Genomic DNA, 19191 nt, shown 5'->3' on the forward strand with positions numbered 1-19191 from the left:
GCCCCTCCGAGCAAGGGTGCCCGGTGGGCGCGCCTCAGCGCGCAGCGGGCACAACGCGGGTGATGCGGTTGGTAGCAGGCGGTGCCACCGGGCTCTGCAGCCGGAAGTACGCCTCCAGCGCATCCAGGTCCAGTTCGCCCACGCGCCGGTCCTGGCCTTGCGTCAGCACCGTGAAGTTGTCGCCGCCGCTGTCCAGAAAGCTGCTCATCACCACACGGACCGATTGCGTATCGCTAACTGGCGCACCGTTCAGCACCATGTGGCTGATGCGCGCCCCGGCGGGCTGGCTCAGGTCGTAGCGGTAGCTGAAACCGCTGGACACCGACAGCACCCGGGGCCGCTGCACCGTGTTGCCGCCGCTGGCGAACTGCTGCTCCAACACGGCGCGGATCTGCGCACCCGTGAAGGTCTTGATCACCAGCTGGTTGCCAAAAGGTTGCACGGCATACAGCTGGCCGTAACGCACCAGCCCTTGTTCATCCGGCACCAGGTCCGCACGCAGGCCGCCAGGGTTCATGAACGACAGCTGTGCACCACCATCCGCAGGCGCTCGTGTAGCCAGCAGCTGGGCGTCCGCCACCAGATTGCCCAACACGCTCTCCAGCGCCGCGTTGGGCTGGCGGCGCATGGCCCCCTGGGCCTGGCCCACCGGGCGCTGGGCCAGCGGAATGGCGGCGGCGCGGTAGGTGTCGATGATCTTCTGCACGCCAGGGTCCGCAGGGAACGTCGGCACGGCAGTGGTAAGCGGCACAGGCCCCTGGGCGCCCGTGAATGCCTCGCCTTGCACCACCACATTGCGCGCCGTCTTGCGGATCACTCGGCGGGTCTGCGTGTCCACGCGCAGCTGAATGTCGGTGAGCAGCGTGCCGTACTGGCCTGCGCTGGTCAGCAAGAAGGGCTTGGCCGGGTTCACGCGGCTGTAGTCGCACACATAGGCTTGGTGCGTGTGGCCCGAGACCACCACATCCACGGCCGGGTCCAGGCGCTCCAGGATGGGCACGATGTCTCCAGACAGGCCCGCACAGCTGGTCTCCTGCACGCCCGCCGTGGTGCCGCCACCTTCATGGATGGCCACCACGATCACATCGGCGCCCTGGGCCTTGAGCTGGGGAATCAGCGCGTTGGCGGTGACAGCTTCGTCCTCAAACCGCAGCCCGGCCACGCCCGACGGGCTGACCATGGTGGGTGTGGCCTGCAGCGTGAGGCCGATAAACCCCATGGTGACCGTGACGTCGCCTTCGGTAAACCGCTTGAGCCCCGTGGCGGGCAGCAGGGTGCGCCCGTCTTCGCGGACTGTGTTGGCGGCCAGCAGGCCAAATTGGGCGCCCTCGAACGGCTTGCTGATGCGACAGGGCTCGCGCGAGGTGAACTTCTCGCAGCCGCCGTTCTGCAGCCGCAGCAGTTCGCGCCAGCCCCGGTCAAACTCGTGGTTGCCCACCGCGTTGAAGTCGATCTGCATGCGGTTGACCGCTTCGATCGTGGGTTCGTCCAGGAACAGCGACGACACCAGCGGTGAGGCGCCCACCATGTCACCCGCCGACACCACGGCATGGTGCGGCGACTGGGCCTTGAGGGCCGCCATGGCACTGGCAAAGTAGGCCATGCCCCCGGCAGGTGCCAGCACTGGGCCTGTGGGCCCTTGCACCCGGTGCGCCATGTGGGGCGGCTCCAGGTTGCCGTGGAGGTCGTTGAAGCCGATGAGGGTGATGTCGATGTGAGCCGGCGCGCTGCCCGCCGCAGGGGCGGTGGGCGAAATCGGTGTCATGCCGCCACAGCCAGCCAGCCACAGCGGCACGGCCAGGGCGGTCAACGCGCGGCAACGGAAGGCCCGGAACAAGCGCTTGCTCATACGGAGGGACCGCCCCTGGGACGGTGGGAGTTGGTGTTACAGAAACGAGGCCTGGATCGGCGGCACAGGGGGCACCACGTCGCCACACTGGGCGCGGTGGCGCAGCGCGTGCTCTATCACCACCAGCGCCAGAAGCGCTTCGGCAATCGGCGCGGCGCGGATGCCCACGCACGGGTCGTGGCGGCCCTTGGTGATCACTTCGGTGCTCTTGCCATGGATGTCGATGGACTCGCGCGGGCTGATGATGGAGCTGGTGGGCTTGATGGCGATGCTCACCTCCAGGTCCTGGCCCGTGCTGATACCGCCGAGCACGCCACCGGCGTTGTTGGTGCGGAAGCCCTGTGGCGTCATGGAGTCGCCGTGCATGGTGCCCCGGTGGGCCACGCTGGCAAAGCCTGCACCAATCTCCACGCCCTTCACGGCATTCAAACCCATCATGGCGTGGGCAATGTCGGCGTCGAGCTTGTCGTACAGCGGCTCGCCCAGGCCCACCGGCACGCCCGTGGCCTGCACCCGGATGCGGGCGCCGCAAGAGTCACCGGCCTTGCGCAGGGCGTCCATGTAATCCTCATACTGCTGCACGTCGGCCACGGGGGCGAAGAAGGGGTTGTTGCGCACATGGTCCCAGCTCTCGAACGGGATGGGCAGTTCGCCCAGCTGGGTCATGCAGGCGCGGAACTCGGCGCCATATTGCTGCGCCAGCCACTTCTTGGCCACGGCACCCGCGGCCACCGTGGGCGCCGTCAGGCGGGCGGAAGACCGGCCGCCGCCGCGCGGGTCGCGGATGCCGTACTTGTGCCAGTAGGTGTAATCAGCATGGCCCGGGCGGAAGCTCTCGGCGATGTTGCTGTAGTCCTTGCTGCGCTGATCGGTGTTGCGGATCAGCAGGGCAATGGGGGTGCCGGTGGTCTTGCCCTCGTACACGCCCGACAGGATCTCCACCGCATCGGGCTCGTTGCGCTGCGTGACGTGGCGGCTGGTGCCAGGGCGGCGCCGGTCCAGGTCAGCCTGGATATCGGCCTCGGTGAGGGGCATGCCGGGCGGGCAGCCGTCAATCACGCAGCCAATGGCCGGGCCGTGGGATTCACCAAAGTTGGTGACTGCGAATAGGGTACCGATGGTGTTGCCGCTCATGGGGCCGGATTATCCCAGAGCTCCCGGGGAGCCCCGAGCAGCAACACCGGTTTGCTGCGGCGCACCACCACGCACCACAGGCATATTCCGCTGCGCCAAGGTACGCAGGGGCCGAATATCGGGGGCGTGGCGCCGAGGCACGGGCAGGACATATCTCGCTTGGCAGGCCCCTGAGCGCTTGTTAGCATGTAACCATCGATTTCTGGGATCTACATGCCCGCCCTCGCGCCCCCCTCTCCGGGTCCAACATCGCCGTCCCGCACCCTTCTGACTGCCACCCTGGCAGACGCGCCTCTTCGCCGGGCGCTGGATGCCAGCGACAACGCCGTGGTGATGACCAACAGTTCCAAGCGCGTGGTGTATGTCAACGAAGGGTTTACACGCCTGTTTGGCTACCAGCCCGCTGAGGTGCTGGGCAAGCTGTTGAGCGAGGTCTTGCTGGGCCCCCACTCCGATCCGGACCTGCTCGAAAGCATCCGGGGCAATGTGCTGGCGCAAGGCAGCTTTCATGGAGACACCCTGCTGTACAGCAAGGCGGGGCAACCCCGCTGGGTGTCGCTGGTCATCAATGCGTCCGACGAAAGCTCGGGCGGACCGGGGGGCAGCATCTCGATCCTGACCGACATCACGCTCACCAAAATGCACGAGGTGCTGCAGACGCATGTGCTGGAGGGCATGGTCAACGAGTTGCCCCTGCACGAGCTGATGGCCCTGGTCTGCCGCGAGGTGGAGCGCATTGCGCCCGAGGTCACCGCCACCATCCTGGCGGTGGATGCCCAAGGCCGACTGCACCCACTGGCAGCCCCCAGCCTGCCCGCCAGCATCAGCCGTGCGCTGGACGGGCTGGCCATTGGCCCTACCGCAGGGTCATGTGGCACCGCAGCGTTCCGCAACGAGCCCGTAGTGGTCACCGACATGACCACAGACCCGCTGTGGGACGACTACCGGGAACTGTTTGCCCCGAGCGGAATGCGCGCCTGCTGGTCCAGCCCGATCCGCGACCACCGGGGCCAGCCGATCGGCACTTTTGCGTTCTACTTCCGCGAGCCACGCGCGCCCGACGCGTTGCACCAGCGCCTGGTCGATGTGTGCCTGCACCTGTGCGCATTGGCCATTGAGCGCGACAGCACGCACCAGCGCATCCACCAGCTGGCGTTTTTTGATGTGCTGACCGGCTTGCCCAATCGCGCACTGTTTCGCACCAGCGCTGAGCGCGCGTTGGGCGACCTGCGACGGGGCAACCACACAGGTGCCCTGCTGTTCCTGGACCTCGACCGGTTCAAACAGGTCAACGACACCCAGGGGCACGCCGCCGGCGACGCGCTGCTGAGCGAGGTGGCCCAGCGCCTCACGCAAGGCCTGCGCGCGCGCGACCTGATCGCGCGCCTGTCGGGCGACGAATTTGTGCTGCTGCTCTCCGAATGCACCACCGAACAGGCTGTACAAAGTGCCCACCGCGTGCTGCACGACATTGCCCAGCCGCTGGACATCTTCGGGCAGACCCATGTGCCGCACGCGAGCCTCGGCATTGCGATGTTTCCGAACGATGGGGACACCATCGACACCCTGCTGCGCCATGCCGACCAGGCCATGCACCAGGCCAAGAGCGACCACCGCCACAGCCTGCAGCTGTTCAGCGCCGAGATGAACCGCCGTGCCCAGGAGCGCGCCTCGCTGGAGCGCGCGCTGCAACAAGCGCTGTCAGACCGCAGCCTCATGCTGCACTACCAGCCGCAGGTACTCAGCAGTTCTCCCGGTACGTTGCACGGGGTGGAGGCGTTGGCGCGCTGGAACCACCCGCAGTGGGGCATGGTGCCGCCGTCGCAGTTCATCCCTGTGGCCGAGGACGCCGGGCTGATCCATGAGCTGACCCTGTGGCTGCTGGACGAAGCCTGCCGCCAGCTGGCGGCCTGGCGCGCTGCGGGCCACGATGTGCCTTGTGTTGCCGTCAACCTCTCGGGCCGCAGCTTTCACCGGCCGGAGTTTGCGCAGGAGATCAGCGGCGCACTGCAACGCCACGGCCTGCGCGCCAGCGATGTGCTGCTGGAGATCACGGAGAGCGTGATGATGGATGCGCGGCCCGTCACGCTGCAGAACATCGAGGCCCTGCACCACCAGGGCTTCAAGCTGTCGCTCGATGACTTCGGCACCGGCTACTCCAGTCTGAGCTACCTGCACCGCCTGCCCATCAGCGAGCTCAAGCTCGACATGGCTTTTGTGCAGGACCTCACTACCAGCGCCACGGCGCGCGCCCTCACGGTGTCGGTGCTGAGCATTGCCCACAGCCTGGGCATGGTGGTGGTGGCCGAGGGGGTGGAGACCACCGGCCAGCAGCAGTGGCTGCAGGCGCATGGCTGCCCGGTGATGCAGGGTTACCTGTTCGGCAAGCCGCTACCACCCGATGAGATCGAAGCCTGGCTCTGCGCCCAGGCGCCGCGCCCCTATCGCTGAAGTGGCTCGGGGCACATCGGCGTTGCCCCGCCAAGGCCTGAACCTGGGCCTTGAGCATCAGGCCCTGGCCATGACCTCAGAAACTCAGGTGCGGGGTTCTTCTTCCGGCCAGTCGCGGATGTAGGCCTTGAGCATCTTGTTCTCAAAGTTCTGGCTGTCCACCACGGCCTTGGCCACGTCGTAGAAGCTGATCACGCCCATCAGCATGCGGCGGTCCATCACGGGCATGTAGCGCGCGTGGCGGTCCAGCATCATTCGGCGCACTTCGTCCATATCGGTTTCGAGCGTGCAGGTCAGGGGCGCATCGTCCATGGCCGTGCGCACCAGCATCGTGCCCACGCTGCCGCCGTTCTTGACCAGCGCCTGGATCACTTCGCGGAAGGTGAGCATGCCCACCAGATCGCCATGCTCCATCACCACCAGCGAGCCGATGTCACGCTCGGCCATCAGGCTCACGGCACCCGCCAGCCGCTCGTCCGGCGATGCGGTGTACAGGGTGTTGCCTTTGACGCGAAGGATGTCGCTGACTTTCATGGTACGGAGTCTCCGGGGGATCGGGAAGAATCGGAAAGAGTAGGTGTGGGCCCGCAGCAACCAGCACTCCGGCTGGGGCTGCCCAGGTGCTGCAGGCTGTTTGTCAGCAAATATAGCCCACAATGCCCGCCTGCATTGACAACATGGGAGACACACAGATGCCCGGCTACTCCGACCCCGGCTTTGACACGCTGGCGCTGCACGCAGGCGCCAGCCCCGACCCCGCCACCGGCGCGCGCGCCGTGCCCATCCACCTGACCACGTCGTTCGTCTTCGAGTCGAGCGACCATGCGGCGTCCCTCTTCAACCTGGAGCGCGGCGGCCATGTGTACAGCCGCATCAGCAACCCCACCAACGCGGTGCTGGAGCAGCGCGTGGCCGCCCTGGAAGGCGGCGTTGGCGCCATTGCCACCGCCAGCGGCCAGGCCGCACTGCACCTGGCGATTGCCACGCTGATGGGCGCGGGCAGCCACATTGTGGCCAGCACAGCGCTGTATGGCGGATCGCAGAATCTGCTGCACTACACGCTGTCGCGCTTCGGTATCGAGACCACTTTCGTCAAGCCCGGCGACATCGACGGCTGGCGCGCTGCGGTGCGCCCCAACACCAAGCTGTTCTTTGGCGAGACCGTGGGCAACCCCGGCTTGGATGTGCTGGACATCCCCACCGTGTCGTCCATCGCGCACGAGGCGGGCGTGCCGCTGCTGGTGGACTCCACCCTCACCTCGCCCTGGCTCATCAAGCCGTTTGAACATGGCGCGGACCTGGTCTACCACTCGGCCACCAAGTTCCTCTCTGGCCATGGCACCGTCGTGGGCGGCATCGTGGTGGATGGCGGCAGCTTTGACTGGGACGGCCCCAAATCGGCCGGCAAGTTTGCCGAGCTGACGCAGCCCTACGACGGCTTCCACAACATGGTGTTCACTGAAGAGAGCACCGTGGGCGCCTTTCTGCTGCGCGCGCGGCGCGAGGGCCTACGCGACTTTGGCGCCTGCATGAGCCCGCACACCGCCTGGCTCATTCTGCAAGGCATCGAGACCCTGCCGCTGCGCATGGCGCAGCACATGCGCAACACCGAGAAGGTGGTGGAGTTTCTAGCCGCGCAGCCGTTTGTGTCGCGCGTGGGCCACCCCTTGCTCGACTCGCACCCCAGCCATGCCTTGGCGCAAAAGCTGCTGCCACGCGGCGCGGGCTCGGTGTTCAGCTTTGACCTCAAGGGCAACCGCGAGCAGGGCAAGAAGTTCATCGAAACCCTCAAGGTCTTCAGCCACCTGGCCAACGTGGGCGACTGCCGCAGCCTGGTGATCCACCCGGCCAGCACCACACACTTCCGCATGAGCGACGAGGCGCTGGCGGGCGCAGGCATCAGCCAGGGCACGATCCGCCTGTCCATCGGCCTCGAAGACGCCGACGACCTCATCGACGACCTGAAGCGCGCGCTGAAAGCCGCTGAGAAAGCGGGGGCCTGACCATGCATATCAACGTCAACGGTGCCGCCATCTACGCCTACACCGGCGGCAAGGCCTTCGATGCCGCCAAGCCTACCGTGGTGTTCATCCACGGCGTGCTTAACGACCACAGCGTGTGGGCCCTGCAAAGCCGCTACATGGCCACCCACGGCTGGAACGTGCTGGCCATCGACCTGCCCGGCCACTGCCGCAGTGGCGGCGATGCGCCCGCCACGGTGGAGCAAGGCGCGGACTTCATCGGCGCGCTGCTCGATGCCGCGGGCGTGCAGCGCGCGGCACTGGTGGGCCACAGCTGGGGTTCGCTCATTGCCATGGAAGCCGCCGCGCGACTGAAGGACCGCGTCAGCCATCTGGTGCTGGTGGGCACGGCGTTCCCGATGAAGGTGTCGCCCGCACTCATCGAGGCCTCGCAGACCGCCCCGGAGAAGGCGATGCGCATGGTCAATGTGTTCTCGCGCAGCACGCTGTCTGCCCCCCCGTCGGCCCTGGGGCCTGGCACCTGGGTGTTTGGCGCGGGCATGGCGCTGGGGCGCAAGGTGCTGCGCAGCAATCCGGCCGTCAACGTGTTCCACCGAGGTTTTTTGGCCTGTGACAGCTATGCGGGTGGCGAGGCTGCCATGGCGGCGCTCACCTGCCCTGTGCTGTTTGCGCTGGGCAGCCAGGACCAGATGACGGCGCCCAAGGCGGCACAGGGTCTCGTCAAGGCTGCCCAGGCGGCGGGCAAGCAGGTGCAGATCGCCCATCTGCCCGTGGGCCACAACCAGATGACCGAGGCGCCGGAAGAGACACTCGCCGCCATCCGCGACTTCCTGGCCCGGTGAGCCCCCAAACCCCGGCGCGCTGGCAGCCTGCCGGGGCTTCAATCGCCGGTTCAGGGTGGCAGACCCGCTGGCGACAGCACACCCGCACTGCCCCGCTGGTGCGCGCTGGCGCTGCGGCGTATAACTCGGGCAGAGCCCCAACGCCGCCCGGAGACAACGCTATGACCACCCCGACTGCCGCCTCGCAACCCGCGCCCGCCACCGACCCTCGGGCCTTCAAAAGCTTTGCGGACTTCTACCCGTTCTACCTGAGCGAGCACAGCAACCGCACGTGCCGCCGCCTGCACTTTGTGGGTTCCACGCTCACCCTGGTCTGCCTGGCCATGCTGGTGGCCACGGGCAAGCCGCAGTACCTGCTGTATGGCCTGCTCTGCGGCTACGGCTTTGCCTGGGTGGGGCACTTCGGTTTTGAGAAGAACAAGCCCGCCAGCTTCAAGCGCCCGCTCTACAGCTTCATGGGCGACTGGGTCATGTACAAGGACATATGGACGGGTAAAGTGCCCCTGTGAGCTGATTTAAAGCCCCAGAGGCCGGAAGCGCTAGTACAACATGCCTTCGTAGCTATTATTTATATAGCAACCGACTGCTGCTTGAAGGCGGCCACCCGCTCCGCTCAACGCGTCTGCAGCACATCGGCCATGCGCAGGGTTTCCAGCTTCGCATTGGTCCACAGCGGGCCCAGGCTGTCCACCCGCTGCAGCAGCAAGCGCTGCACCAGGGGCGCCAGCAAGGTGGTGTCCGGATCGGCCAGCAACACGTAGCGGGACTCGGGCACGTCGGCCGCACTCACGGCGGCATCGCTCACCTGCCCCACCCAGTCCAGCGCGGTCAGGGCGTCCAGCACCGGCTGCAGTTGCAATCCATCCACCCGCAACAGCTGGGCCAGCTGGCTGGGGCGCAGGCCTTTGGCGGGCTGCTGGCGCGCGCGGTGCAGCGCCTGCAGCACCTCCACCGCCAACTGGAACGTCCAGCCCGCCACAGTGCCACGCCGCGCCACGCCCGCCAGCAGGCTGGGCAGGTAGGCAGTGACCACGGCCCCCAGCAGCACGATGACCCAGGCCACATAGATCCACACCAGCAAGATGGGCAGCGTGGCAAACGCGCCGTACACCACCGAATAGGTGGGCACCTTGCCCAGATACACCGCCAGCACCTTTTTGGCCAGCTCAATGCACACCGCCACAAAAAAGCCGCCCGTCCAGGCGTGCCGCCATTTCACCGGCGTGTTGGGCACATAGTGGTACAGCGACGCCATGCCGCCCGCCAGCACCACAAACTGGATCGAGTCGAACAGCAGCTGCACGCCATCTGGCAGGCGCTTGACCAGCCCGCCCGAGGCCGACATCACATAAGACGTGAGCGCCAGGCTCGCCCCCATCAGCAGCGGGCCCAGCGTGATGGCCGCCCAGTAGATCAGCACCCGCTGCCCCAGCGGACGCAGACGCTGCACGCGCCAGATGTCGTTGAGCGTGCGGTCGATGGTCAGGATCAACGCCAGCGCCGTGGCCAGCAGGATGCTGAACCCCGCCACCCCCAGGCTGCTTGCCTTGGCCGCAAACTGCGTGAGGTAGCCCAGCACCTGCCGCGAGATGCTGTCGGGCACCAGGCTACTGACCAGCCAGCCCTGCAGCGCATCCTGTAGCTTGCCAAAGATGGGAAATGCGGTGAACACCGCCAGCGCCACGGTAAAAAACGGCACCAGCGCCAGGATGGTGGTGAAGGTCAGGCTGCTGGCCGTGAGGCCCAGATGGTCCTCGCGGAAGCGCTCACGCAGCGTCTGGGCCGTGGTCTTCCAGGGGAAGTGCGACAGTTCATTGATCAGCGCCTCGGTGCGCGAGCCGACTGTCTGTAGGGAAAGAGGCATGGCCGATATGATGCCACCCCAATGACTGCCTCCCCCGCCAACTCTCTCCCACCGTCCGACAGCGGTGTTGCCGCCACGCGCTGGCTTGCCACAGGCAGCCTGCTCGCCTTGATTGTTCTGTGCCTGGCCTGGGAGCTGGTACTGGCCCCAGTCAGGCCGGGCGGCTCGTGGCTGGCCATCAAGGCGCTGCCGCTGTGCATCCCGCTGGCGGGCATCCTGAAGAACCGCATGTACACCTACCGCTGGGTCAGCCTGGTGATCTGGCTGTATTTCACCGAAGGTGTGGTGCGCGGCTGGGGCGACAAGCCGCCATCGCAGTGGCTGGCCTGGGGCGAAGTGGCCCTGTGCCTCGTGCTGTTCACCGCATGCACCCTGCATGTGCGCGTGCGCCAGCGCAACGCCAAGGCCGCCGCTGCTGTGGCAGAAGCCAGCGCGGCGACGCCCGCTCCCTGACGCCCTTAGCGCAGTCCCCTGCCACCCGATCCACCCACTGACCACGCTGCTTCATCCATGACCACCTTGCTCGACACCCTGCGCGCCATCGTCGGCCCCGCCCATGTGCTCCACGAAGGCGACCTGACCGCCTGGGAACAGGACTGGCGCCGCCGCGTGCGCGGCAAAGCCCTGGCCGTGGTGCGCCCCGCCAACACGCAAGAAGTGGCCGCCGTGGTCAAGGCCTGCGCGGCAGCGGGCACCGCCATCGTTCCCCAGGGCGGCAACACCGGCCTGGCTGTGGGCTCGACGCCCGATGACAGCGGCACGCAGATCGTGCTGAGCCTCACGCGCATGAACGCGGTGCGCAGCGTGGACACCGACAACCTGACCATGACCGTGGAAGCGGGCTGCATCCTGCAGAACCTGCAGGACGAGGCCGAGAAGGCTGGCGTGCTCTTCCCCCTGAGCCTCGCAGCCGAAGGCAGCTGCACCATCGGCGGCAACCTGAGCACCAACGCAGGCGGCACGCAGGTAGTGCGCTACGGCAACGCGCGCGACCTGTGCCTGGGCCTCGAAGTGGTCACGCCCCAGGGCGAGGTGTGGGACGGCCTCAAAGGCCTGCGTAAGGACAACACGGGCTACGACCTGCGCGACCTGTTCATCGGCAGCGAAGGCACGCTGGGCATCATCACCGCCGCGACGATGAAGCTCTACCCCCAGCCCGCCGCCAATCTCACCGCGTGGGCGGCTGTGCCTTCGATGGAACACGCTGTGGCTTTGCTGGGTCTGGCACACAAGCAGCTGGGCGCGGGCCTCACGGGCTTTGAGGTGATGGGCCAGTTTGCGCTGAGCCTGGTGGGCAAACACATGCCGCAGCTGCGCGTGCCGTTTCTGGGCGACGACAACGCGCCGTGGTGTGTGCTGCTCGAAAACTCCGACAGCGAATCCGAAGAGCACGCCCGCGCTCGATTCGAGTCGCTGCTGGAAACCGCGTTTGAAATGGGCTGCGTGACCGACGCCGTGGTGGCCGAGAACCTTACCCAGGCGCACCAGCTCTGGCACATCCGCGAGAGCATTCCGCTGGCCCAGGCCGAAGAGGGCCTGAACATCAAGCACGACATCTCGGTGCAGATCTCGCGCATCCCCGCCTTTGTGGCGCACACCGATGCGGTGCTGCAGCGCGAGATCCCGGGCGTGCGCCTGGTCAACTTCGGCCACCTGGGAGACGGCAACCTGCACTACAACGTGCAGGCGCCGGCTGAGGGCGACCCCAAGGCCTTCCTGCGCGAGCACGAGGACCATGTGAACCACCTGGTGTACGAGGCCGTGGCCCAGTTTGGCGGCTCGTTCTCGGCCGAGCATGGCATTGGCGAACTCAAGGCCGACAAGCTCGCCAAGTACCAATCGCCCGTGGCGCTCTCCATGATGCGCGCCATCAAGCAGGCGCTGGACCCACAGGGCATCATGAACCCCAAGCGCGTGCTGCAGTAAACCCACAGAAAGCTGCCCCATGACCGCTGCCATCACCGTGCGCCCAATTCAACCCGAAGACTACGCCGCCTGGCGCCCGCTCTGGGACGGCTACAACGCGTTCTACGGCCGCTTTGGTGCCACCGCGCTGCCAGAGCACATCACACAAACCACCTGGCAGCGCTTTCATGACGCGGCAGAGCCCATGTTCTGCCTGGTGGCGCAAGACGATGCCAGCGGCGAGCTGCTGGGCCTCACGCACTATGTGTTTCATCGCAACATGACGCGCATCGAACCCGTGTGCTACCTGAGCGACCTGTTCACCCGCGAGGCCGCGCGCGGCCGGGGTGTGGGGCGGGCGCTCATCCAGGCCGTGTACGACGCAGCGCGCGCCGCCAAGTCTTCGCGCGTGTACTGGCAAACCCATGAGAGCAACACCGCCGGGCGCCAGCTGTACGACAAGCTGGCCAAGCACCATGGCTTCATCGTGTATGCCCAAGAACTCTGACCGCCGCCCCAAGGACCTGCGATGACCCTGCCCGACCTGCACCGCGCCATTGCCGAACACACCGGCACCTTCCTCTGCGAGCGAATCAACAAGCCGCAAGAAACCAAAACGGTGAACTTCCAGCACCACATCCAGCCCCCTGCTGCGCTGGATGCGCCACTGCCCGACGTGGGCCAGTTGCCAGCGTTCTACGCCACGATGGGCGGCGTTTTGCTGTACCACGACGCCAACACCGGCGATGCGGCCCGCTACATCGCCCCGCCCGCTGAATGGCCCACACTGCAAGAGGCGTTTGAGGGCTGGACGGAGCACCTGAGTGACGAAGAACGCGAAGAGATCCTGCCCGACTGGATTGCGCACTGCCTGGTGATTGGCGAAACGCCGCATTCGGGCAACTACATCCTGATGGCGACCGATGGCGAGTGCGCCGGACGGGTGTTCGAGTTTGACCATGACGGTTTTGAATTCACCCACATGGCCGACGACGTGGTGGACTATGTGCAGCGCTTGCTGCACCTCGACAGCCCGACGCTCGCCAATATCGCCTCGCACATGCGCTTCATCGACAAGAACACGGGGGCGCAGTGGTGGATTCTGGAAATGAACGACAACCAGGGCCGCCGGGTGCTGACCGACGTGTGAGGTGCGGCAAGGGGGGAGCACCCATTGCTATAAAAGTGAGAGCATCCAGCGCATATAAATCATGCGCCACCGGCCATTTCGACTGTAAAACTCACACCCTCGCATGACTTGATGGGCGACGCCACCGCAGACAAGGTGACGTCACAACACCTTGCGCATGGGCTGCGCCTGCAACCCGGCCCACGTTTGCACCACGCCATGCGGCACATAGCCATGGCGACGGTAAAAGGGCTCTGCCGTGCGCGTGCTCTCCAGGTCCAGGGTTGTGAGCCCCACCTCGCGGGCTTCGGCCTCGATGTGCTGCAGCAAGGCCCGCCCTACCCCCCGGCGCAAGGCCTCCGGCACCACGTAGCACAGCGCCAGCGTGGCCTGCGCCCGCAGCGCAAAGCCCACCATCGTTTCGCCCCGGTATGCGCCCCACGCCACTGCACCCGGCGCGGCCATCCACGCGGCCAGGTTCTCGGGTGTCTTGTTGGCCAGCCAGGCTGTCAGGATGGCAGCGTCATTGGCATGGTCGAGCGCGCAGCACTGGGTGATGGACTGGCGGGTGACCGTGCAGGCGGCTTCTGCCGCATCTGCCCCCACAGGCATGATGCAAAGGGTTTCGGCGGCAGCGTCGGCGGGCGTCATGCCGATGCGGCCCGCGACAGACCAACCAGCAACACCGCCAGCACGGCATAAAACGCGGATCCCGCGATGTACACCCCGGTCGCAGTCACCACGCGTTGACCATCGCGCCGAAACGACAATGCCCCGGCGGGAGCAAACATGCGGGCTTCCCTGTTGCGCGCATCTTCCGTGCGCCAGCGCCCCAGGCTGAGCGCACGCACCAGCAGTGCGCCGGTGGCTATCAGCAGCACATCCACTGCCGACCACAACACCGCAACCACAAGATCAGTCATGGGCATCCCCAGCGAATTGACGATGTTTGATCATAGACATGCCGCTCCCAGGGGTGCGAACACAAGCCCCCTGTCAGTGCGGGCCTTGGGCTACTGGATGCTGCTCGCTCCATGCGCGTGCAGCCGCCCAGCCCGGCGGCACGCAGCCCTGCTCCATCACACACAGGCTGGCACTGGCCAGTGCATGGCGCAGCGCCTGCTGGCAGGCGTCGGCCGCCAGCCCGTCCACAAACTGCGCAAAACTCGCAAGCCCGGCGGCCTGCGACTGCCTCAGCAAATGCGCCAGCAACCCGGCCAGAAAGCTGTCGCCCGCGCCCACGGTGTCCACCACCTGCAGCGGATGGGCCTCTTTGGCAAAACACCGCGCGCCGTTGCGGTGCAGCAGCCAGGCGCCTTCCGCACCCAGCGTCAGCGCCAGCAGGTGGGCCTGCGGGTTGGCGGCGAGCAGGTGCTGTGCGCGGGCCAAGGCATTCCCACCCGGCACGGCCAGATGCCCCAGGTCTTCGTCGCTGGCCTTGATGATGTGGGCGTGGGCCAGCGCTGCGTGCACGGTGGTGCGGTAGGCCGTCAGGTCGGGCATGACGGAGGGGCGCAGGTTGGCATCGACCACCACACAGCGGCCTGCGGCGCGCTGGGTAGCCAGCCATGGCAGGTAGATGGCCGCGTCGCGCGCGTCGAGTGCCAGCGCGCCGGTGCAGACCAGCTGCAGCGCGGGCAAGGCGGCACAGCTGTCGCCCAGGCCTGCGGCGGACACGGCACGGTCTGCCACGCCTTCGCGGTAAAAGGCGTAGTCGGGGTGCCCGTGTGCATCGAGGTTGACCACGGCCAGGGACGTGACTTGCTGCACAGGCTCGGGCTGGGCCAGCACCACGCCGTCGGCCGCCAACTGCGCCGCCAGTTCGCGGCCAAAGCGGTCGCGCGACAAGGGGTTGAGGTACTGCGTGCCCACACCTTGCCGGGCCAGCGCGCGGCACAGGTTGTAGAGCGCGCCGCCCAGGCATGGCAGGTAGCTGCCATCAGGGCGGCGGATGAGGTCGATGAGGGCCTCACCAGCGATGGCGGCGTGGATGGGCGTCGTAGCGGTAGAGATGTTGGGTGCAGAAGTCATGGTGGCTTGGGGGCAACAGATCAGAACTGCGATTGCAGCGCCGGGTACAGCGCTACAAAGCGGGCATAGCGTTCGGCCAGCAGGGCTTGTTGCGCAGGCTGTGGCAGGAAGGTGGCGTCAGCGGGCAGGGGTTGGCACCAGTGGGCTTCATCACCACCGCATGCCATGGCCGCCAGGCGCGCGGCGCCGAGCGCGGCTGCAGCATGTGCACCCTGCGGGCGCAGCAGTGGAGTGCCCAGCGCACTGGCCAGCAGCTGCGCCCAAGGGCTGCTGCGGGCACCGCCACCAACCAGGGCCAGCGCCGCGCCAACATCACTTGATGCCCTTCCCTGCCCGGCCCCGGCGGCACGCATGGCATTGAGGCCATCGAGCAAACCAAAGCCCACGCCTTCCATCACCGCATAGGCTAGGTCGGCTGCGTCGTGTTTGGTGCGCAGGCCCATGAAAACGCCGGTGGCAGCCGCGTTGTTGTGCGGCGTGCGCTCGCCGCTCAGGTACGGCAAAAACAGCGGCGCCTGTGCCTGACGGCTGGTACTGAGGGTGCCCACAGCGTCCGACAGCTGCGCCTCCTCGCCGCGCCCCGTGAGCCGGGTGACCCAGCCAAACGCACTGGCTGCGCTGAGCATGACCGACATGTGGTGCCAGCGCTGCGGCAGCGCATGGGCAAAGGCGTGCACGGCGCGCTCGGTGGCAGGAGCGAAGGCATCCGTCACGCGAAAGACCACGCCCGAGGTGCCCAGCGACACAAAGCCCTGCCCTGCAGTGCGGGCGCCCACGCCCACGGCACTGGCGGCGTTGTCGCCCGCGCCTGCAGCCACGACGACATTGCCACCAAGCCCCCAGCGGCGTGCCACATCGCTGCGCAGCGTGCCCGTGGGCGCACTGCCCTCGGCCAGCGCGGGCATGTGCGATGTATCGAGTCCGCAGGCCTGCAGCATGGCCGGGCTCCAGGTGCGGGCCTGCACATCCAGCCACAGGGTGCCCGATGCGTCAGACATGTCACTCACCGCATCACCGGTGAGCTGCAGGCGCAGCCAGTCCTTAGGCAGCAGCACAGTGCGGATCTGGTCAAACACGACGGGCTCGTGCGTTCGAAGCCACAGCAACTTGGGCGCGGTGAAGCCGGGCATGGCGAGGTTGCCGGTGATCTGGCGTGAGGTGGGCACTGCGGACTCCAGCTGCGCGCATTCGGCACTGGCGCGGCCGTCGTTCCACAGGATGGCTGGGCGCAGCACCTGGCCCTGCGCGCCCAGCACCGCGGCGCCATGCATATGGCCCGAGAGGCCGATGCCCCGCACCTGCGCCCACGCAGCAGGCACCTGTGCGCGCAGCTGCGCCACGGCAGACTCCACTGCTGCCCACCAATCGGCCGGGTGCTGCTCACTCCAGATGGGCTGGGGGCGGTGCTGGGGCACGGCCGCATCGGCCGTGGCGACCACGGCGTGCGCGTCGTCCAGCAGCAGGAGCTTGACACCCGAGGTGCCCAAATCGATTCCGAGGTACATGGGGGATGGACCGATGTCAGTGATTCACAGTGAAAGCGCTAGCCCTGCGCAGTGCGTCTGACGGGCTGCATGCCGGGAGTCCACAACCAGGGACACCTCTTCACAGAGGCCATCCCTGCTGGGCTCAGGAGGTCTTGCCAAACCTTCCCGCACCCTGTTTGCGGTACTCGCTGGGCGTCATGCCCTTGATGTCCAGAAAGCGGCGGTTGAAGTTGGCCATGTTGTTGAACCCCACGTCATACGCGATGTGCGTGATGTAGCGCTCGGTCTCCATCAGCAGCTGGCACGCGCGGTTCACGCGCACCAGGTTCACAAAGTCGGTGAAGGTGTTGCCCGTGGCCCGGCGGAAGAAGCGAGAAAAACGGCTCTCCGTCATGCCCAGCTCCTGCGCCAAGTCGGCGGCCGACAGCGGCTCTGCCAGATGGTCGGTGATGCGGCTCACGATGGCGTTGATCTGGTCCAGCTGGGTGTCGTCGTCCTCGCTTTGCAGCTGCGTGCTCGACAGCAGGCGAAAGTCGGTGCAGCGCGCCAAGTCGCTCAAGAACTCGCAGAACGCGCCAAACCGTGCCAGGCCCTGGCGCGCCTTGATGCGGTGCCAGTGCTCCTGCGCCTGCGCCTCCATGCCGAAGAACTCGATGCCGTGGCGTGCGCGCTCCAGCAGCGGCAGCACCTCGCGCAGCTCAGGGATGCTCTCGCTGCTGGCGACCAGCGGCGCGTGCGAGAACTGGATCACCAGGTCGCGCAGCGGCACGCCGCCTTCGGGCAAGTCCATGCTGATCCAGTTGTGCGGCAGGCGCGGGCCGGTCAGCACCAGCTGGCCGGGCTGGAACTGCCCGATCCAGTCGCCCACAAACACCTTGCCTGACGTGGCGGTGATGAGGTGCAGCTCGTACTCGTCGTGGTAGTGCCAGCGCGCCAGCGGCGTGGGAAAACCGTGCGACAGACAGCGGATGAACCCCGCCGTCTCGGGCGGCTCGTAGCCCAGCGCGGGCGAGCGCACATAGTCGTGCTCCAGCTCGGGCTTGGTCTGGCGCGGGGCGTTGGGCGTTTTCACGGTCATGGCAGTGGGTGGGCCGAAGTTACACCAGCATCAGGCGCCTGTCCGCTGCGCCACAAAGGCCAGCACGCGGGCATAGGCTTTGCGCAGGGTGTCCACCAGCTCGGGGCGGCCGGCCATCTCGCCCCACAGGGTCGTGTCGGCCGCGAAGGCAGCCACCGGGTCGGCGGCCTCGCAGATGGCATGGGCCACGGCTGGGTCCATGGCCTGGTCCTGGTAGGTGTAGGGGATCTGCCCCGCATGCCAGCGCTGCAGGTAGGCCAGGAACAGTGCGGGCAGCAGGGCCACGCTTTCAAACGACGCCTTGCGCGCCAGCTTGTCGCGGATGGTGGGCGCGATCATGCCGGGGATCTTGGAGAACGCGTCCATGGCCACGCGCTGGTTCGTGTCGGCAATGGCGGGGTTGCCAAAGCGGTCCAGCACCACGTCGCGGTAGCGCTCCAGGTCGATAGGGCACGGCAGCAGCACGGGGATCGCGTCGTCGGTCACGTAGTCGTAGGCCATCTGGCGGATGGCGGCGTCGTGTGTTCCTTCGTGGATGTACTGGTAGCCCGCCAGCGTGCCCGCCCAGGCAATGCAGCTGTGGGTGGCGTTGAGCAGGCGGATCTTGGCTTCTTCGTGCGCCTGCACCGACTGCACCATCTCGACGCCCACCGTTTCCCAAGCGGGCCGCCCGGCGATGAAATCGTCTTCGATGACCCACTGGATGAAGCTCTCGCCCATGAGCGCTGCCTTGTCGTCCCAGCCGGTCGCGGCCCTCACGCGCTCAGCCACATCGGACGTGGGGCGCGGCGTGATGCGGTCCACCATGGCGTTGGGACTTGTGGTGTTCTGCTCCACCCAGGTTTTCAACCGGGTATCGCCCAGCGCGTCGATGAACTGCAACAGCCCGCTGCGCGAGCGCTCGCCGTTGTGTCGCAGGTTGTCGCAGTTCATCAGCGTCACTGCGCCCGCACCAGCCGCCATGCGCGCGCGCAGGATGCTGACCAGGCCGCCGTAAATGGTGTGACCCGCCTGCCCGGCCTTGACTGCCGCGAGATCAGCGCGCAGGTCGGCAAAGGTGGGCCAATCGAGCTGGTTTTTTGCATCGAGGTAGTAGCCTGCCTCGGTCACCGTGAAGCTGATGATGCGTGTGGCGGGGTCGGCACCCATGGCAATCAGCGGGGCCAGATCGTCCTGGTAAGGAATCACGCGCTGGATGGACTCGATGACGGTGTAGCTGCGATCGCCCTGGGGTGTGACCGTCTCCAGCGTGTAGCGGCCACCCTGCGCCTGCAGGGCAGCGATGGTGTCGGCCATGTCGGGGCGCAGGTTGCCGCCCGCGATGGCCCACCCCGTGTCACCTTGCTGGCGCAGCTGGTGAACGTAGACGGCCTGGTGGGCACGGTGAAAGGAGCCCAGGCCCAGATGCAGGATGAAATTCATGGTGCGTGACAGCGGGT

General features: G+C 66.8%; 18 protein-coding genes. 8 read left to right on the forward strand and 10 right to left on the reverse strand.

Annotated elements, in window-relative coordinates:
• Positions 1-34: 34 nt before the first annotated feature.
• Positions 35-1849, reverse strand: coding sequence for a bifunctional UDP-sugar hydrolase/5'-nucleotidase (locus tag DNK89_RS04785; protein WP_110959084.1), 1815 nt, complete (start codon positions 1847-1849; stop codon positions 35-37).
• A 36-nt stretch (positions 1850-1885) separates the two neighbouring features.
• Positions 1886-2983 (reverse strand): chorismate synthase, encoded by a 1098-nt coding sequence (gene aroC, locus DNK89_RS04790; RefSeq protein ID WP_110959085.1) that lies wholly within the window; start codon positions 2981-2983, stop codon positions 1886-1888.
• A 213-nt stretch (positions 2984-3196) separates the two neighbouring features.
• Between aroC and DNK89_RS04795 the strand changes: the two genes are divergently transcribed.
• Complete coding sequence (locus DNK89_RS04795; RefSeq protein WP_110959086.1) at positions 3197-5434, forward strand: EAL domain-containing protein; 2238 nt, start codon at positions 3197-3199, stop codon at positions 5432-5434.
• Positions 5435-5518: 84 nt separating this feature from the next.
• Here DNK89_RS04795 and DNK89_RS04800 read toward each other — a convergent pair whose 3' ends face one another.
• Positions 5519-5968 carry a CBS domain-containing protein gene (locus DNK89_RS04800; RefSeq protein ID WP_110959087.1) on the reverse strand — a complete coding sequence of 150 codons (450 nt, stop codon included), beginning with the start codon at positions 5966-5968 and terminating at the stop codon, positions 5519-5521.
• 158 nt (positions 5969-6126) lie between these two features.
• Between DNK89_RS04800 and DNK89_RS04805 the strand changes: the two genes are divergently transcribed.
• The 3 genes from DNK89_RS04805 to DNK89_RS04815 all read left to right on the forward strand — a co-directional run bounded on the left by DNK89_RS04805 (position 6127) and on the right by DNK89_RS04815 (position 8767).
• Positions 6127-7437: an O-acetylhomoserine aminocarboxypropyltransferase gene (locus tag DNK89_RS04805; protein ID WP_060987373.1), complete on the forward strand. Its 1311-nt coding sequence runs from the start codon at positions 6127-6129 to the stop codon at positions 7435-7437.
• A gap of 2 nt (positions 7438-7439) precedes the next feature.
• Entirely contained in the window at positions 7440-8258 is an 819-nt protein-coding gene (locus tag DNK89_RS04810) for an alpha/beta fold hydrolase (RefSeq protein WP_110959088.1), read from the forward strand.
• A 161-nt stretch (positions 8259-8419) separates the two neighbouring features.
• Positions 8420-8767 (forward strand): DUF962 domain-containing protein, encoded by a 348-nt coding sequence (locus DNK89_RS04815; protein ID WP_110959089.1) that lies wholly within the window; start codon positions 8420-8422, stop codon positions 8765-8767.
• 104 nt (positions 8768-8871) lie between these two features.
• Here DNK89_RS04815 and DNK89_RS04820 read toward each other — a convergent pair whose 3' ends face one another.
• Positions 8872-10122, reverse strand: coding sequence for a YihY family inner membrane protein (locus tag DNK89_RS04820; RefSeq protein ID WP_110959090.1), 1251 nt, complete (start codon positions 10120-10122; stop codon positions 8872-8874).
• A 21-nt stretch (positions 10123-10143) separates the two neighbouring features.
• Between DNK89_RS04820 and DNK89_RS04825 the strand changes: the two genes are divergently transcribed.
• From DNK89_RS04825 to DNK89_RS04840, 4 genes are read left to right on the forward strand one after another with little or no spacing between them, the layout of a single operon-like run.
• Complete coding sequence (locus DNK89_RS04825; RefSeq protein WP_110959091.1) at positions 10144-10575, forward strand: DUF2069 domain-containing protein; 432 nt, start codon at positions 10144-10146, stop codon at positions 10573-10575.
• A 57-nt stretch (positions 10576-10632) separates the two neighbouring features.
• Complete coding sequence (locus tag DNK89_RS04830; RefSeq protein WP_110959092.1) at positions 10633-12048, forward strand: FAD-binding oxidoreductase; 1416 nt, start codon at positions 10633-10635, stop codon at positions 12046-12048.
• A gap of 19 nt (positions 12049-12067) precedes the next feature.
• Entirely contained in the window at positions 12068-12535 is a 468-nt protein-coding gene (locus DNK89_RS04835) for a GNAT family N-acetyltransferase (protein WP_110959093.1), read from the forward strand.
• Positions 12536-12556: 21 nt separating this feature from the next.
• Complete coding sequence (locus DNK89_RS04840) at positions 12557-13177, forward strand: SMI1/KNR4 family protein (protein ID WP_110959094.1); 621 nt, start codon at positions 12557-12559, stop codon at positions 13175-13177.
• Positions 13178-13318: 141 nt separating this feature from the next.
• Here the strand turns inward: DNK89_RS04840 and DNK89_RS04845 are convergent, their stop codons facing one another.
• From DNK89_RS04845 to dalD, 6 genes are all read right to left on the reverse strand, one after another.
• Positions 13319-13807, reverse strand: coding sequence for a GNAT family N-acetyltransferase (locus DNK89_RS04845; protein ID WP_110959095.1), 489 nt, complete (start codon positions 13805-13807; stop codon positions 13319-13321).
• Positions 13804-14079 (reverse strand): hypothetical protein, encoded by a 276-nt coding sequence (locus DNK89_RS04850; RefSeq protein ID WP_015013526.1) that lies wholly within the window; start codon positions 14077-14079, stop codon positions 13804-13806. Before DNK89_RS04850 ends, DNK89_RS04845 begins: the two co-directional genes overlap by 4 nt.
• 73 nt (positions 14080-14152) lie before the next feature.
• A complete protein-coding gene (locus tag DNK89_RS04855) occupies positions 14153-15187 on the reverse strand; it encodes a PfkB family carbohydrate kinase (protein ID WP_110959096.1) in 1035 nt (344 codons plus the stop codon).
• A 20-nt stretch (positions 15188-15207) separates the two neighbouring features.
• Entirely contained in the window at positions 15208-16692 is a 1485-nt protein-coding gene (xylB, locus tag DNK89_RS04860; RefSeq protein WP_110959097.1) for a xylulokinase, read from the reverse strand.
• 124 nt (positions 16693-16816) lie between these two features.
• On the reverse strand, positions 16817-17752 hold the full coding sequence (locus tag DNK89_RS04865; RefSeq protein WP_110959098.1) for an AraC family transcriptional regulator: 936 nt from the start codon (positions 17750-17752) through the stop codon (positions 16817-16819).
• A 30-nt stretch (positions 17753-17782) separates the two neighbouring features.
• Positions 17783-19174, reverse strand: a complete 1392-nt coding sequence (gene dalD, locus DNK89_RS04870) for a D-arabinitol 4-dehydrogenase (protein ID WP_110959099.1) — start codon at positions 19172-19174, stop codon at positions 17783-17785.
• Positions 19175-19191: the final 17 nt, after the last annotated feature.

This window comes from Acidovorax sp. ST3, from assembly GCF_003231145.1.
Taxonomy (GTDB): Bacteria; Pseudomonadota; Gammaproteobacteria; order Burkholderiales; family Burkholderiaceae_C; genus Acidovorax.